15 protein-coding genes and 1 riboswitch are annotated in these 13,469 nt (G+C 70.2%); of the genes, 8 read left to right on the top strand and 7 right to left on the bottom strand.

All coding sequences use genetic code 11. The features are described from left to right. Positions 1-45: 45 nt before the first annotated feature. From R2K23_RS17465 to R2K23_RS17455, 3 genes are read left to right on the top strand one after another with little or no spacing between them, the layout of a single operon-like run. Positions 46-894: a bifunctional methylenetetrahydrofolate dehydrogenase/methenyltetrahydrofolate cyclohydrolase gene (locus tag R2K23_RS17465; protein WP_316510818.1), complete on the top strand. Its 849-nt coding sequence runs from the start codon at positions 46-48 to the stop codon at positions 892-894. Beyond that, complete coding sequence (locus R2K23_RS17460; protein WP_316510817.1) at positions 891-1,172, top strand: DUF3017 domain-containing protein; 282 nt, start codon at positions 891-893, stop codon at positions 1,170-1,172. Before R2K23_RS17465 ends, R2K23_RS17460 begins: the two co-directional genes overlap by 4 nt. A 57-nt stretch (positions 1,173-1,229) precedes the next feature. Next, a complete protein-coding gene (locus R2K23_RS17455) occupies positions 1,230-1,466 on the top strand; it encodes a hypothetical protein (protein WP_316510816.1) in 237 nt (78 codons plus the stop codon). 18 nt (positions 1,467-1,484) lie between these two features. On the opposite strand, the gene R2K23_RS17450 is transcribed toward R2K23_RS17455, so the two are convergent. The 4 genes from R2K23_RS17450 to R2K23_RS17435 all read right to left on the bottom strand — a co-directional run bounded on the left by R2K23_RS17450 (position 1,485) and on the right by R2K23_RS17435 (position 5,899). Further along, on the bottom strand, positions 1,485-2,210 hold the full coding sequence (locus R2K23_RS17450; protein ID WP_316510815.1) for a class I SAM-dependent methyltransferase: 726 nt from the start codon (positions 2,208-2,210) through the stop codon (positions 1,485-1,487). Continuing rightward, the gene (gene metX / locus R2K23_RS17445) at positions 2,207-3,337 is read right to left on the bottom strand and encodes a homoserine O-acetyltransferase MetX (RefSeq protein WP_316510814.1); all 1,131 of its coding nucleotides are present in this window, start codon (positions 3,335-3,337) and stop codon (positions 2,207-2,209) included. The genes R2K23_RS17450 and metX overlap by 4 nt, the downstream gene beginning before the upstream one ends. Positions 3,338-3,348: 11 nt before the next feature. Then, entirely contained in the window at positions 3,349-4,689 is a 1,341-nt protein-coding gene (locus tag R2K23_RS17440) for a bifunctional o-acetylhomoserine/o-acetylserine sulfhydrylase (protein WP_316510813.1), read from the bottom strand. Positions 4,690-4,809: 120 nt separating this feature from the next. Next, a riboswitch (SAM riboswitch) is annotated at positions 4,810-4,939 on the bottom strand. Positions 4,940-5,056: 117 nt separating this feature from the next. Next, the gene (locus R2K23_RS17435) at positions 5,057-5,899 is read right to left on the bottom strand and encodes an alpha/beta fold hydrolase (protein WP_316510812.1); all 843 of its coding nucleotides are present in this window, start codon (positions 5,897-5,899) and stop codon (positions 5,057-5,059) included. An 88-nt stretch (positions 5,900-5,987) separates the two neighbouring features. On the opposite strand from R2K23_RS17435, the gene R2K23_RS17430 reads away from it, so the two are divergent. Genes R2K23_RS17430 through R2K23_RS17410 form a run of 5 tightly spaced genes read left to right on the top strand, consistent with a single transcriptional unit; the run spans position 5,988 to position 10,154 of the window. Further along, the gene (locus tag R2K23_RS17430; RefSeq protein WP_316510811.1) at positions 5,988-6,830 is read left to right on the top strand and encodes an exodeoxyribonuclease III; all 843 of its coding nucleotides are present in this window, start codon (positions 5,988-5,990) and stop codon (positions 6,828-6,830) included. After that, positions 6,827-7,846, top strand: a complete 1,020-nt coding sequence (gene trpS / locus R2K23_RS17425) for a tryptophan--tRNA ligase (protein WP_316510810.1) — start codon at positions 6,827-6,829, stop codon at positions 7,844-7,846. Before R2K23_RS17430 ends, trpS begins: the two co-directional genes overlap by 4 nt. A 16-nt stretch (positions 7,847-7,862) precedes the next feature. Then, entirely contained in the window at positions 7,863-8,909 is a 1,047-nt protein-coding gene (gene yhjD, locus R2K23_RS17420) for an inner membrane protein YhjD (protein ID WP_316510809.1), read from the top strand. A 1-nt stretch (position 8,910) separates the two neighbouring features. Next, on the top strand, positions 8,911-9,771 hold the full coding sequence (locus R2K23_RS17415; RefSeq protein ID WP_316510808.1) for a nitronate monooxygenase: 861 nt from the start codon (positions 8,911-8,913) through the stop codon (positions 9,769-9,771). Positions 9,772-9,821: 50 nt separating this feature from the next. Next, positions 9,822-10,154 (top strand): hypothetical protein, encoded by a 333-nt coding sequence (locus tag R2K23_RS17410; RefSeq protein ID WP_316510807.1) that lies wholly within the window; start codon positions 9,822-9,824, stop codon positions 10,152-10,154. A gap of 2 nt (positions 10,155-10,156) precedes the next feature. On the opposite strand, the gene R2K23_RS17405 is transcribed toward R2K23_RS17410, so the two are convergent. The 3 genes from R2K23_RS17405 to R2K23_RS17395 form a co-directional block, all read right to left on the bottom strand. Continuing rightward, positions 10,157-11,374 (bottom strand): D-alanyl-D-alanine carboxypeptidase family protein, encoded by a 1,218-nt coding sequence (locus R2K23_RS17405; RefSeq protein ID WP_316510806.1) that lies wholly within the window; start codon positions 11,372-11,374, stop codon positions 10,157-10,159. Positions 11,375-11,480: 106 nt separating this feature from the next. Next, complete coding sequence (locus tag R2K23_RS17400) at positions 11,481-12,851, bottom strand: aspartate aminotransferase family protein (RefSeq protein WP_316510805.1); 1,371 nt, start codon at positions 12,849-12,851, stop codon at positions 11,481-11,483. After that, positions 12,848-13,339, bottom strand: coding sequence for an Lrp/AsnC family transcriptional regulator (locus R2K23_RS17395; protein ID WP_465270716.1), 492 nt, complete (start codon positions 13,337-13,339; stop codon positions 12,848-12,850). Before R2K23_RS17395 ends, R2K23_RS17400 begins: the two co-directional genes overlap by 4 nt. Positions 13,340-13,469: the final 130 nt, after the last annotated feature.

Raw genomic sequence — 13,469 nt, 5'->3', positions numbered from 1 at the left:
GAAGGCCAGCCGGCAATGCAACCCGGCAATGCAAGAATGTCGGGCGTGGGTGCGACAGTTCTGGACGGTAAGGCCACGCGCGACGAGATCTTCGTCGACCTCAAGGAGCGGGTGGCGAAGTTGGCGCAGGCCGGGATCACCCCGGGGTTGGGCACCATCCTCGTCGGTGACGATCCCGGCTCGCAGGCCTATGTGCGCGGCAAGCATTCCGACTGCGCCAAGGTCGGCATCACCTCGCTGCGCCGGGACCTGCCCGCCGACATCAGCCAGGCGCAGTTGGACGACACCATCGACGAGCTCAACGCCAACCCCGAGTGCACCGGTTACATCGTCCAGTTGCCGCTGCCCAAGCACCTCGACGAGAACGCCGCGCTGGAGCGCATCGACCCGGACAAGGACGCCGACGGGCTGCATCCGACCAACCTCGGGCGGCTGGTGCTGGGCAAGGAGGCGCCGCTGCCGTGCACCCCGCGCGGCATCGTGCACCTGCTGCGCCGCTACGACGTGGAACTCGCGGGCGCGCACGTGGTGGTGATCGGCCGCGGCGTGACGGTCGGCCGGCCGCTGGGGCTGCTGTTGACGCGGCGCTCGGAGAACTCGACGGTCACGTTGTGCCACACCGGAACTCGCGATCTGCCCGCGTTGACCCGGCAGGCGGACGTCATCGTGGCCGCGGTGGGGGTGCCGCACATGGTGACCGCCGACATGGTGCGCCCGGGCGCGGCCGTGGTCGATGTCGGGGTGAGCCGGGTCGACGGCAAGCTCACCGGCGACGTCCACCCCGACGTCTGGGACGTCGCGGGGCACGTCTCGCCGAACCCGGGTGGTGTGGGCCCGCTGACCAGGGCGTTCCTGCTGACCAACGTCGTCGAACGCGCCGAGTCCCGGCGGTGACGGTGCGCTCGGCGCTGCGCGATCAGTGGCCCATCCTGACCGTCGTGGCGACCTTCGCCGTGGCCTTCGTGCTGGTGGCCGCGGGCTTCTGGCGCCGCGGCGCGCTGCTCATCGGCATCGGGGTGGCGATCGCCGCCGCGTTGCGGCTGCTGCTCACCGAGGACCGTGCGGGGTTGCTCGGGGTGCGCACCAAGGGGATCGATTTCGTCACAACGGCATCGGTGGCCACAGTGGTGATGTACGCGGCGTGGACGATCGACCCGCTGGGCACGTCTTAAACGTTTCACATGAAATTCGCGCCCCAAGGCCTGTGGGGTTATCACTAATATGCCCCTATGGGGGCATTATTGGAAGATTCGGCGAGCGCTTCGGGGGATGGCTCGCCCGCTACACTGCCGCGACTGCTGCGGGTACTGCATGCCGAAGGGCAGACCATCCACCGTCAGCAGGACATCCTGCGGCACTGGCTCGGTGACCACGATCCCAGTAAGCCACTGCGGATATCGTTGCGGGCCAATGGATTCGGGAGACTGCTGGACGAGCTGGACGCAAAACAGGAGCCGCCCAACTGATTTGGGCCGGGCCGGGAGTCAGCCCGCCAACGTCGCGCGGATGCACACCGTCACATACGGCAGCGCGACGCCGGTGGAGTTCGCCAGGGCCGGATGAGTGGCCAGCAGTTCGCGCACCCGAGCCAGAGTCTGGGTGCGGACCTCGGCCGGCGAGGTGATGCAGTAGCTGCGCGAGGCCACCAGGTCCACCACCGCCTGCGGCGTCAGGTAGTTGGTCCACTCCACCTGGTGGCGCGCCACGTCGGTGAACGGTTCGGGCAACGTGACCGACTGGCTGAACGGGTCGTGTTCCGGGCCGATGATGGCGCCGAGGTCCTTGACCCAGCCCAGGCGCTCGTCGCGGGTGTTCCAGACCAGCCCCAGTCGGCCGCCGGGCCGCAGCACCCGGGCCACCTCGGGGATGGCGCGGGCGGTGTCCACCCAGTGCCAGGCCTGCGCCACGAGCACGGCGTCGACGCTGTTGTCCGGCAACGGAATCTCCTCGGCGGTGCCGAGCAGGGCCGGGGTGTCGGGCAGCGAGCTGCGGAGCACGTCGAGCATCTCGGCGATCGGGTCGACCGCCACCACGTTGAGGCCGCGCTCCACCAGTCGGGTGGTCAGCTTGCCGGTGCCGGCGCCGAGGTCCAGCACATCGCGGGCCCCGGCCGGCAGCAGCCAATCGATGGCCTCCGGCGGATACGACGGGCGCCCGCGTTCATACGCCGCCGCCTCCGAGCCGAACGACAGCGACCGCGGGGCGGTCACCGCGCGGCCAACCGCAGGGTCCGGCGGATCAGCTCACCGATGGGCTCGGTCTCGATCAGGAAGCCGTCGTGGCCCGAGGACGCCTCGACCACGTCCAGGCCGTCGCAGCCCGGAAGCAGGTCGGCCAGTTCCTGCTGCAGCCGCAGCGGATAGAGGCGGTCGGAGGTGATGCCGCCGACGACCACCGGCAACGGACAGGAGCGCAGCGCGGCCGCCACGCCGCCGCGGCCGCGCCCCACGTCATGGCTGGACAGCGAATCCGACAGCGTCACGTAGCTGCCCGCGTCGAACCGGGCGACCAACTTTCCGCCCTGATGCTCCAGGTAGCTCTGTACCGCGTAGCGGCCGCCGGACAGGGGATCCTCGTCGCCTTGCGCGTCGTTGCCAAACCGCTCATCGAGTTCCACCTCGCCCCGATAGGTCAGGTGGGCGAACCGTCGGGCGACCTGCAGCCCGGCCTCCGGAGTCCGGCCGGTGTCGTAGTAGTCGCCGCCCTGCCAGTTCGGGTCGGCCTTGATGGCGGCGATCTGGCTGCTCTGGGTGCCGATCTGATCCGCGGTGGCCCGCGCCCCGACCGCGAGTACCAGCCCGGCACGCACTGTGTCCGGGTGTCCGACAAGCCATTCCAGCGCCCGCGCCCCGCCCATCGAGCCGCCCATGACCGCGGCCACCTCCGTGATGCCGAGGGCGGCCAGCGCGGCGATGTCGGCGGCGACCTGATCGCGGATCGAGATCACCGGAAACCTTGAGCCCCAGGGCTTTCCGTCGCGATGCAGGGAACTTGGGCCGGTGGATCCGCGGCAGCCACCCAGCACGTTGGTCGCGACCGCGCACCACCGGTCGGTGTCGATCGGGGCGCCCGGACCGGCGATGCCGTCCCACCAGCCCGGCGTGGGATGGCCCGGTCCGGCCGGACCGGTGATGTGGGAATCGCCGGTGAGCGCATGCAACACCATGACGACGTTGTCGCCGGCGGGGGACAGCTCACCCCAACGCTGCACGGCGATGCTGACGTCGTCGAGCACCTCGCCGCTCTCGAGCTCGAGCGCGCCGATGTTGACGATCGCGGTCTCACCCTCGGCGGGCAGCGCCGCTGGAACGAGGATGCGTTCTTCGGAGATTGTCATGTCAGGCTCACTCAAAACGCCGCCACGGCTTGCGGATCCGACCCCCCGATGGCGCCGGCCGCCGCGAAACCGCGCTCGAGGTCGGCCAGGATGTCGTCGATGCCCTCGATGCCGACCGCCAGCCGGACCAGCCCCGGGGTCACCCCGCTGCTGAGCTGCTCCTCGGCGGAGAGTTGCTGATGCGTGGTGGAGGCCGGGTGGATCACCAGGGACCGCACATCGCCGATATTGGCGACGTGGCTGTGCAGGGTGAGCGCGTCGACGAACGCCTTGCCGGCCGCGACCCCGCCGGCCAGCTCGAACGCCAGCACCGCGCCGGTTCCCTTGGGCGCCAGCTTCTTTCCGAGGTCGTGCCACGGGGAGCTCGGCAGGCCCGCGTAGTTGACGCTGATCACCTCCGGCCGGGCGGCCAGGAACTCGGCCACCCGTTGCGCATTGGCGACGTGGCGCTCCATCCGCAGGCTCAGCGTCTCCAGGCCCTGGGCCACCAGGAAGGCGTTGAACGGCGAGGCGGCCGAGCCGAGATCGCGCAGCAGCTGGACGCGGGCCTTCAGCGCGTACGCCGGCGCGCCCAGGTCGGCGAACACCACGCCGTGGTAGCTGGGGTCCGGCGCGGTGAAACCGGGGAATCGCCCGCTCGTCCAGTCGAAGGTCCCGCCGTCGACGATGACCCCGGCGATCGCCGTGCCGTGGCCGCCGAGGTACTTGGTGGCCGAGTGCACGACGATGTCGGCGCCGTGGGCCAGCGGCTGGATCAGGTACGGGGTGGCGATGGTGTTGTCGACGATCAGCGGCACACCGTTGTCGTGCGCGACCCCGGACACCCCCGGGATGTCCAGGACGTCGATCTGCGGGTTGGAGATGGTCTCGGCGAAGAACGCCTTGGTGTTGGGCCGCACCGCGGCGCGCCAGGACTCCAGATCGTCGGGATTCTCGACCCAGCTGACCTCGATCCCGAGCTTGGGCAGCGAATGCTGGAACAGGTTGTAGGTGCCGCCGTACAGGCGCGGGGAGGACACGATGTGGTCGCCCGCGCCGGCGATGTTGAGGATCGCCAGCGTCGATGCGGCCTGCCCGGAGGACAGGAACAACGCCGCGACGCCGCCTTCGAGGGCGGCGATGCGCTGCTCGACGACGTCGGTGGTCGGGTTCATGATCCGGGTGTAGATGTTGCCCGGCTCGGCGAGGCTGAACAGGGCCGCGGCGTGGTCGGTGCTGTCGAACGTGTAGGAGGTGGTGGCGTAGATCGGAAGCGCCCGCGCATTGGTCGCGGCGTCGGGCGTCTGGCCGGCGTGGACCTGCTTGGTCTCGAACGACCAGGAGGCCTGCGGAGCGTCGGCGGTGTTGCTCATGTGATGGTTCCTTCGGTAGCTGGTATCAGGTGCGTGTCCGACACAACGGTCGGTTCAACAGCAGTGACACATCTCGGGCCGCATCAGGTTTCCCTGTCTACTCTTGGGGCCCGCGTACCGGACCCGCGCTTGCCGCGTAACCCACCGGAGGTTCCAGTGGGCACTCAACCTGGTCATCACCCGGGGCACCCCACCGCGGTTGGAGGGTTGCCGGCCAGCAAGCCGGGGCTTGTCGCTGGCGCTCATGACCGATACGCAGAATATCCCAACCGGCCGATCACGTGCCACCGACCCGTTTCAGCCGGCGGCGAACCGACGCCCGCTCGGTGCGGCGGTAACGCCCGAAAACGTCCGTGGCGTCCTCGGTTCAGGCGAGCTGGTCTCGGCCCGCGGGCCCTGGCGCATGCTCGTCGAGGAAGTCGATCAGCAACTTGGACACCAGGTCCGGGGCCTCCAACATCGGAATGTGGCCCAGTCCGTCGAGCCGGACCACCCGGGACGTGGGCGGCAGCTGCTCGACGAAGTGCCGGTTGCCACGTGGGGTGGGGAACACCCGGTCCTTCTCGCAGAGCAGCAGTTGGACCGGGGCTTTGACGTCGCCCAGTTCCAGCAGTCCCGGCAGTAGCAGGGTCTTGGCCAGCAGCGCGAAATAGGCGCGGCAGTGGGTGGCGTCCTCGACCAGATTGACCAGGTCGGCGCGGGTGGGCCCGTCGGCGGGGCCGCTGACCGGCAGCGTCGCGATGCGGCGCGCGAACGGCAGGTCGAGGATGCGCGGCCCCAGGATCCGTGCCGCCAGCAGCGCCGGCCCGCCGCCCACGAACTTCGCGACGGTCTCGAACTTCACCGGCGACCACTGGCTCCAGCCGCCGGCCGGTGCGATGCCGGTCAGGGTCCGGGCGCGGCCGCGTCGTTCCAGCTCGAACGCGACCCAGCCGCCCAGCGAGTTGCCGACGATGTGCGCGGTATCCCAGCCGAGCTCGTCGAGCTGGCGTTCGACGTGGTCGGCGAGCAGCTCACTGCTCAGAAACCAGGTGCCGGCCTCCGGCCCGCCGTGGTGGCCGGCCATCGTGGGGGCGAACACCTCGAAGCGGCCGGTCTCGGCGAGTTGGGGTCCGACCGTCGACCAGACCCGCTGAGAGCACAGGAAAGGATGCAGCAGGAGGACGGGTTCTCCGGAGCCCAGGTGGATGGGGTCGCGTCGGAACGTCATACCCCGACCCTAACAACTATCCGGTACCGGCGGTACCGGGCTGCTGCTGTCCTGGCCCGTCGTCCCCGGTTGGTTAGGGTGGGGCCTCGTGATCGTCACGACCATCAACGTCAACGGCATCCGCGCCGCCGTCAAGGAGCGGTCCACCGACAATCTGGGGTTGCTGGCCTGGCTGAAGGAAACCCGCGCCGACGTCATCTGCCTGCAGGAGACCCGCGCCGACGAGGACCAGGTGGCCCAGGCTCTGGCGCCCGCCACCGCCGACGGCTGGCAGTTGGCCATCGCGTGCCCCGGCGACGGCGCGCCGAAGGGACGAAACGGAGTGGCGGTGTTGTCGCGCACCCCCGTCGACGAGATTCGGATCGGCTGTGGGGCAGACGAATTCGACCACCACGCGCGCTACGTCGAGGTGGCCACCGGAGGGTTGACGGTGGCCAGCGTGTACGTCCCCACCGGGGAGGCCGAGACGGATCGCCAGCGCGAGAAGGAACGGTTCATGGCCGCGCTCGCCGACCGGATGGCAAGCCTGTTGGCCGAATCGGCGCGCACCGGGCGGCAGGCGGTGGTCTGCGGCGACTGGAACATCGCCCACACCGAGAACGACATCAAGAACTGGAAGGGCAATCTCAAGAAGTCCGGCTTCCTGCCCGAGGAGCGCCAATGGGTCACCGATCTCTTGGGCACGGGATGGGTGGACGTCGTGCGTGCGCTGCACCCCGACGTCCCCGGCCCGTACAGCTGGTGGTCCTGGCGCGGCAAGGCCTTCGACAACGACGCCGGCTGGCGCATCGACTACCACCTAGCGACCCCGGGGCTGGCCGCGCGGGCGGTCGGCGGCGGCACCGAGCGCCCCGGCGACTACGCGCTGCGGTGGTCCGACCACGCGCCGGTCACCGTCGAGTTCGCGGATGAAAAGATGGCCCCATCATGAGCGACAGCGCAGCGCGCCGCGTGGTGTTCTCCGGCGCCCAACCCACCTCCGATTCCCTGCACCTGGGCAACGCGCTGGGCGCGGTGAAGCAATGGGTGGAACTGCAGGACGGCTACGACGCCTACTTCTGCGTCGTGGACCTGCACGCCATCACCGTGGCGCAGGAACCGGCCGTGCTGCGCCGGCGCACCCTGGTGACCGCGGCCCAGTACCTGGCGCTGGGTATCGACCCCGCCCGCAGCACGGTGTTCGTGCAGAGCCACGTCCCGGCGCACGCCGAACTGTCCTGGGTGCTGGGCTGTTTCACCGGCTTCGGGCAGGCGTCGCGGATGACGCAGTTCAAGGACAAGTCGCAGAAGCAGGGCGCCGACGCCACCACCGTGGGCCTGTTCACCTACCCGGTGTTGATGGCCGCCGACGTGCTGGCCTACGACACCGACCTGGTGCCCGTCGGCGAGGACCAGCGCCAACATCTGGAGTTGGCGCGGGACGTTGCGCAGCGGGTCAACGCGCGCTTCCCCGACACGTTCGTGGTCCCCGAGGCGATGATCCCGAAGGCCACCGCGAAGATCTACGACCTGCAGGATCCGACGGCGAAGATGAGCAAGTCCGCGGCGTCGGACGCCGGCCTGATCTCGCTGCTCGACGATCCGGCCAAGACGGCCAAGAAGATTCGGTCGGCGGTGACCGACAGCGACCGGGAGATCCGGTTCGACCCCGAGGCCAAACCCGGCGTCTCGAACCTGCTGACCATCCAGGCGGCGGTCACCGGCGCCGAGATCGACGCGCTGGTCACCGGTTACGCCGGCCGCGGTTACGGCGACCTGAAGAAGGACACCGCCGAGGCGGTGGTCGAATTCGTCACCCCGATCAAGAACCGGGTCGACGAACTGTTGGCCGATCAGGCCGAGCTCGAGGCGGTGTTAGCCGCCGGCGCGCGCCGGGCTCGGGAGGTGTCCGCAAATACCCTCACGCGGGTATACGAGCGGCTGGGGTTCTTACCGCAACCGTCGTAGTGATAGGAAAGAGGGCATGACCGAGCCGGCCGAAACGGACGCCAAGCCCGGACTTCTCGACCGCCTCCGCGCCCGATGGCCCTGGTTCGACCATGTCATGCGGGCCCAGCAGCGGTACAACGACAGCAAGGGCGACTTCTACGCCGCGGGCATCACCTACTTCACGGTCTTCGCGCTGTTCCCGTTGCTCATGATCGGCTTCGCCGCGGGCGGCTTCCTGCTGGCCAGCCGGCCGGACCTGTTGGAGCAACTCGAGGCCACCATCCGCCAGACCGTCAGCGGTGACCTGGGGAGCCAGCTCGTCGAGCTGATGGATTCGGCGATCGCCTCGCGCACCTCGGTGGGCGTGATCGGGCTGGCCACCGCGGCTTGGGCCGGCCTGGGCTGGATGGCCAATCTGCGCGAGGCGCTGTCGCAGATGTGGGGGCTGTACCGTGACGAGTCGACGGGTTTCGTGCGGACCAAGCTCTCGGATCTGGCCGCCCTGCTGTCGGCGTTCCTCGCGATCGTCGTGACGGTGCTGCTGAGTTCGCTGGGTTCCACCTCGGTGATGCGAGAGGTGCTGTCCTGGATCGGGATCGAGGACGCTCCGGTGCTGGGGCCGCTGCTGGGTGCCGCCTCGATCCTGCTGGCGCTGCTGGTGGCGTGGGCGCTGTTCACCTGGGTGATCGCGCGGCTACCGCGCGAATCGGCGAGCCTGCGCAGCTGTATCCGCGCCGGTCTGATCGCCGCCGTCGGCTTCGAGATCTTCAAGCAGGTGGCGTCGATCTACCTGAAGTCGGTGGTCACCGGGCCTGCGGGCGCCACGTTCGGGCCGGTGCTGGGCCTGATGGTGTTCGCCTACATCACCGCTCGGCTGGTGCTGTTTGCCACGGCGTGGGCGGCCACGGCCACCGACAACATGTCCGAGGACCTCGTCCCGGCCCCCGCCCCGGCCGTGATCCAGAACCGGGTGATCACCCGCAGGGGGCTGGGCACCGAGCAGGCGGCGCTGGCCGCGGCGGTCGGAGCGGTTGGCGCCTGGGGTCTTTCGCGACTGTTTCAACGCAAGCCGAACCGCTGACATGGCGCTGGCGACGTCCTGGTCGACGGCCCTCGGGTTGGCCGTGCCGCTGGTCAATGCGCCGATGGGCGGGGCGGCGGGCGGCCGGTTGGCGGCGGCGGTCTCGCGCGCCGGCGGGCTGGGCATGATCGGGATGGGCAGTTCGGCCACGGCGACGCAGCTGCGGACCGAACTGTCACGGCTCGGCGACGTGGACCGCTTCGGCATCGGACTGGTGCATTGGGTGACGGCGGCAGACCCGGAACTGCTCGACGTGGCGGTGGCGGCGCGACCGACGCTGCTGTCCGTCAGCTTCGGCGACGACTGGGCCTGGGTGCGCGCGGCCCACGCCGCGGCAGTACCGGTGGCGACGCAGGTGGCCACCGTCGATGAAGCCCGAGCCGCGGCCGACGCCGGTGTGGACGTCATCGTGGCGCGCGGCGCCGAGGGCGGCGGCCACGGCCGGCCCGCCGTCGGCACCCTGCCGCTGCTGGCCGAGGTCCTCGATGCCGTCGACGCCCCCGTGCTGGCGGCGGGCGGCATCTCCTCGGCGCGGGCGGTGGCCGCGGTGCTGGCGGCCGGGGCCGCCGGGGCGTGGGTGGGGACGGCGCTGGCGGCCTGCGCCGAGGCGCTGACCCCGGCGCCGGCCCGCGCGGAACTGATCGCCGCCGAGAACGCGGACACCGAGCTGACCACCGCCTACGACGTCGCCGCCGGATACCGTTGGCCGCCGGACATTCCCGAGCGGGTGCTGCGCGGCTCGCCCGTCAACGCCGGGCAGGGGGTCGGGGCGGTGCGCGCCGCAGCGCCCGCGGCCGAGGTGCTGCGCACGCTCAGCGATGGGGCCGAGGCGCTCCTGCGCCGTTGGGGTCCGACAGCCTGAGGGCGGGCCATGCGTCGACGTAACGCACCGCGCGGAGGGTGTGCGCGGACATGATCCGGCACAGCGCGCTCGGTGCCGTCGCCGCCGTCGTGAGCGCGCCCGCGGCGGCGGCACTGCTGGCCGCGCTGTACCGGTTCCCGGTGCCCTTCCGCGGCTACGCCACCGGGATCGCGGAGGCGCCGACGGCCGCGCTCGCGGCGCTGTTCTATCTGGCGCTCGGCGGGGCGGTGGTGGTCGGCGGCTTGGGCGCGATCGCCGGTGCGCTGCTGGCGAGCCGGCGGCCGGGCCGGGCGACGGTGCCGACCCTGAGCGCGGCGGTCGCGATCGCCGTCGTCGGGGCCGCGGCGCTGGCCGTGCTCGAATTCTTCGTCGGGAGCTGGTGAAGTCAGTACTGGGGTCGGCGGTTCATCGACCGGGCGCCCATGATCAGGCCGAACACCACGAGGCTGCCGACCACGGCCACGCCGACCCGGACCGGTACGGTGTCGGCCTCGGACAGCACCCCGGATGCGTGCGAAGCGACCGCGGCGTCGGCCGGGCGATCGGGGCGCGACAGCGACGGATCGGGGTCGACCAGGGTGCCCACCTGGGTGCCGGGCGGTGTGGCGAAGCCGTAGTCCAGCAGGCGGGCGGCCTGCTCCCAGGGCGCGATCGGCACCCGGGTCCCGCGCATCAACACCGCGACCAGGCGCCGGCCGTCGCGTTCGGCGGCGCCGACGAAGGTCTGCCCGGCGTCGTCGGTGTAGCCGGTCTTGCCGCCGAGCGCTCCCGGGTAGTGCTCCAGCAGCCGGTTGTCGTTGTAGATCTCATACGGCGGGTTGCCGTCGCGGCCGGGGAAGTCGTAGGTCTTGGTCGCGACGATGTTCGCGAAAGTCGGGTTGTCCCAGGCGTACCGGTAGAACAGGGCCATGTCGTAGACCGACGTGCTCATGCCGGGTCCGTCCAACCCGGACGGGGTCGCCGCGCGGGTGTCGCGGCCGCCCAGCTTGCTGGCCAACGTGTTCAGCTTGCCCAGCGCGGTGTCCATCCCGCCGAGTTGGGTCGCCAGCGCGTAGGCGGCGTCGTTGCCGGAATGCATGAGCAGCCCGTGCAGCAGGTCGTTGACCGTGTACAGGCCGCCCGGCGCGACGCCGACGCGGGTGCCCTCCTGGTTGGCGTCCTCCTGGGTCCCGGGGATCCGCTTGTTGACGTTGAGTTCGTTGATGGCCGCCATGGCGGTGAGCACCTTGATGATCGAGGCGGGGCGGTGCCGGCCGTGCGGGTCCTTGGCGGCGATCACGTCGCCGGTGTCCAGGTCGGCCACCAGCCAGGCCTCGGCCGACACGTCGCCGGGCACCGGCGGGGTTCCGGGTGCGGTCACCAGCCCGCAGCTGCCCAGGGCGTCCCCGCCGACGGGCTTGACCGGAACCGGCAGCGGGGCCGGCGGCGCCTGACCGGGCTTGGGCACCTCGGAGGCATCGACGGCCGGTGGCGTGTGCACCCGGTAGGGGCAGGCGTCCGGCTCGGCGACCGCCACCGCCGGCGCGGCGCCCAGAAGTAGCGCGGTAGCCAGCGCGGTACCCCGCAGCAAGGCACCCAGGCTGGTGGTTCGTGAACTGGCCATCGTGGGTGCAGATTAGGCCGGTCGCGGGCCTGTGCCGTGGAGGCGCGCTGTGACGGGTGTGGTTTCTGTTGCGAAAGTGACAACTAGTCTCGCCGGGCGGGCGGGTCTACAGTCGTCGACCCGCCTCGGTCAGCACGCCGTGCAGAATCTCGTAGATGGCGTCGAACTCCGGCTGGCCGCAGATCAACGGCGGCGCGAGCTGCACCACCGGGTCGCCGCGGTCGTCGGCGCGGCAGTACAGGCCGGCATCCCACAGCGCGGGCGTCAGATAACCGCGCAGCAACCGTTCGGACTCGGCGTCGTCGAACGATTCGCGGGTGTTCTTGTCCTTGACCAGTTCGATGCCGTAGAAGAAGCCCTCGCCGCGCACATCGCCGACGATCGGCAGCTCGAGCAGCCTCTCCAGCGTCGACCGGAAGGCCGGGGCCGACTCCTTCACGTGCTGGTTGATGCCCTCGCGCTCGAAGATGTCGAGGTTGGCCAGCGCGACCGCCGAGGACACCGGATGCCCGCCGAAGGTGTACCCGTGCGGGAACACGGTCTTGCCGTCGTCGAACGGCTCGAAGAGCTTGTCGGCGGCGATCATCGCGCCGATCGGGGAGTACCCCGACGTCAACCCCTTGGCGCAGGTGATGATGTCCGGCACGTAGTTGAAGTCGTCGCAGGCGAACATCGACCCGACCCGGCCGTAGGCGCAGATCACCTCGTCGGAGACCAGCAGCACGTCGTACTCGTCGCAGATCTGCCGCACCCGTTCGAAGTACCCGGGCGGGGGCGGGAAGCACCCGCCGGCGTTCTGGACGGGTTCGAGGAACACCGCCGCCACCGTGTCGGGGCCCTCGAACTCGATGGCCTCGGCGATGCGGTCGGCGCAATATTCGCCGAACGCCTTGATGTCGGTCCGGTACTGCTCGGGCGCGCGGTAGAAGTTGGTGTTGGGCACCCGGAAGCCGCCCGGGGTCAGCGGCTCGAACGGCGCCTTGAACGCCGGCAGGCCGGTGATGGCCAGCGCGCCCTGCGGCGTGCCGTGGTAGGCGATGGCCCGCGAAATCACCTTGTGCTTACCGGGTTTACCGGTCAGCTTGAAGTAGTGCTTGGCCAGTTTCCAGGCCGACTCGACGGCCTCACCGCCGCCGGTGGTGAAGAACACCCGGTTCAGGTCGCCCGGCGCGTACCCGGCCAGCCGGTCGGCCAATTCGATGGCCGGTGGCGTGGCGTAGCTCCACAGCGGGAAGAAGGCGAGCGTCTCGGCCTGCTTGGCCGCGGCCTCGGCGAGTTCGGCCCGGCCGTGGCCCACCTGGACGACGAACAGTCCGGACAATCCGTCGATGTACCGGCGCCCCTTGTCATCCCAGATGTGCACGCCCTCGCCGCGGGTGATGATGGGCGGGGTGATGCCGGCACCGTGGCGGGCGAAGTGGCCCCACAGGTGGCGGTCGGCCTTCGCGGACAGTCCGCCGGGACCGGTCGGCGTCATCGAGTTCCCCAATTGTATTGCTGCTTGACGAGTTTCAAGTAGACCAGGGTCTCGGTCGCGATGACTCCCGGCACCGCGCGGATCTTGGTGTTCAGCAGTTCCAACAGCCCGTCGTCGTCCTCGCAGACCACCTCGGCGATGGCGTCGAACGAGCCCGCCGTGAGCACCACGTAATCGACCTCGTCGATGGCGGCCAACTCCTCGGCGACCTTGCGGGTGTCGCCGGTGCAGCGGATGCCGATCATGGCCTGGCGCGCGAAGCCGAGTTGCATGGGGTCGGTGACGGCCACGATCTGCATGACACCCGCATCGGTGAGCCGTTGCACGCGTTGGCGGACGGCCGCCTCGGACAGCCCGACGGCCTTGCCGATCCCGGCGTAGGAACGACGGCCATCCTCCTGCAGCTTCTCGATGATGGCCTTCGAAAGGTCATCGAGTTGCATCGAGGGGGCCGGGCCGGCGGCGCGGGACCCACCCGGCGACGGCAGCGACGAATCCGACATCCCCCGATTGTGCACGGAATCAGTTGTCCACAGCAACCAATCCGGTCAATATCCGAAGTAATGATCGGTTCTACCCGCCGAATACGTAGCCGTATCGGTGGTCGGCGCGGGCCCG

This window comes from Mycolicibacterium sp. MU0050 (assembly GCF_963378085.1).
Classification (GTDB): Bacteria; Actinomycetota; Actinomycetes; order Mycobacteriales; family Mycobacteriaceae; genus Mycobacterium; species Mycobacterium wendilense.
This window is presented reverse-complemented; position numbering and strand designations above follow the sequence as displayed.

Excerpts from the sequence above, each read along its gene's own strand:
- R2K23_RS17435 (WP_316510812.1), bottom strand. The coding sequence starts at position 5,899 with ATGACGTTCCGACGCGACCCCATCCACCTGGGCTCCGGAGAACCCGTC.
- trpS (WP_316510810.1), top strand. The coding sequence starts at position 6,827 with ATGAGCGACAGCGCAGCGCGCCGCGTGGTGTTCTCCGGCGCCCAACCC.
- yhjD (WP_316510809.1), top strand. The coding sequence starts at position 7,863 with ATGACCGAGCCGGCCGAAACGGACGCCAAGCCCGGACTTCTCGACCGC.
- R2K23_RS17440 (WP_316510813.1), bottom strand. The coding sequence starts at position 4,689 with ATGAGCAACACCGCCGACGCTCCGCAGGCCTCCTGGTCGTTCGAGACC.
- R2K23_RS17415 (WP_316510808.1), top strand. The coding sequence starts at position 8,911 with ATGGCGCTGGCGACGTCCTGGTCGACGGCCCTCGGGTTGGCCGTGCCG.
- R2K23_RS17410 (WP_316510807.1), top strand. The coding sequence starts at position 9,822 with ATGATCCGGCACAGCGCGCTCGGTGCCGTCGCCGCCGTCGTGAGCGCG.
- R2K23_RS17400 (WP_316510805.1), bottom strand. The coding sequence starts at position 12,851 with ATGACGCCGACCGGTCCCGGCGGACTGTCCGCGAAGGCCGACCGCCAC.
- metX (WP_316510814.1), bottom strand. The coding sequence starts at position 3,337 with ATGACAATCTCCGAAGAACGCATCCTCGTTCCAGCGGCGCTGCCCGCC.
- R2K23_RS17455 (WP_316510816.1), top strand. The coding sequence starts at position 1,230 with ATGGGGGCATTATTGGAAGATTCGGCGAGCGCTTCGGGGGATGGCTCG.
- R2K23_RS17405 (WP_316510806.1), bottom strand. The coding sequence starts at position 11,374 with ATGGCCAGTTCACGAACCACCAGCCTGGGTGCCTTGCTGCGGGGTACC.